2 protein-coding genes are annotated in these 1,001 nt (G+C 39.7%); both read left to right on the plus strand.

Annotation, left to right across the window (positions count from 1 at the left end; genetic code table 11):
- A partial coding sequence (locus tag AC1DUW_RS30395; protein WP_477644385.1) for a class I adenylate-forming enzyme family protein occupies positions 1-407 on the plus strand: 407 nt, incomplete at its 5' end.
- A 109-nt stretch (positions 408-516) separates the two neighbouring features.
- Positions 517-1,001, plus strand: a 485-nt coding sequence (locus AC1DUW_RS30400) for an MFS transporter (RefSeq protein WP_477644386.1), incomplete at its 3' end; no start/stop codon positions are given.

Raw genomic sequence — 1,001 nt, forward strand, 5'->3', positions numbered from 1 at the left:
CATTAAGAGATGGTTGGTTGTACACAGGTGATAATGGCAGAATCGGGGATGATGGTTACTTTTATTTTGTTGATCGAATTAAAGATATGATTAAACGGGCAGGCGAAAATGTTGCGGCAAACGAGGTTGAAAGTGCCCTGGCAGATTATGAAGGGGTTTATGAGGCTGCTGTAATCAGCATTCCTGATGAGATGCGCGACGAAGCTATTAAGGCATATGTTATTTTACATAAAAATTCCAATATCACAGAAGATGAACTTATACTTTACTGTCGTAAACGCTTAGCCAAATTTAAAGTCCCTGATACAATCGAATTTGTTGATGAATTTCCTAGAACTGCAGTGGGAAAAGTGCAGAAACACATCTTAAGACAAATGCATAATAAAAGATTCAAAACTCATTCCTAAAGATTTGTTAATGATAACGAAACTTAAATACCAACAGTTTTTATAAATTAATAGAATTGGGTCAATGTTATTTGAAAAAGACAGAGGTCGTCAAAAGGGGATGTTCTATATGAAAAAGAATCGAGTTCTATTGGCAAGTCTTTCCGGTTCAGTTATTGAATGGTATGACTTTTACTTGTACGGTACCGCTACGGGCTTAGTATTTTCAACTCTCTTTTTTTCAGGTCAAGATCCATCAATTGCCCTTCTTCTTGCATTCGCCACCTTTGGGATAGGTTATGCTGCGAGACCAATAGGAAGTATTATTTTTGGACACTTTGGAGATAGAATAGGACGAAAAGCAACACTAATGTGGACTCTTATCGGTATGGGAGGTAGTTCATTTCTTATTGGTTTACTCCCTACGTATAATCAAGTTGGTCTGCTAGCGCCTATATTATTGGTTGTCCTAAGGCTTATTCAGGGAATCTCCTTAGGAGGAGAATGGGGAGGAGCAGTCCTCCTGGCGACCGAATCCGCACCGAAGGGTCGTCGCGGACTTTACGGTTCTGTGCCACAATTAGGGGTTCCATTAGGTTTGGTAGCGGGTTCTTT

This window comes from Peribacillus sp. P4_C12 (assembly GCF_056402095.1).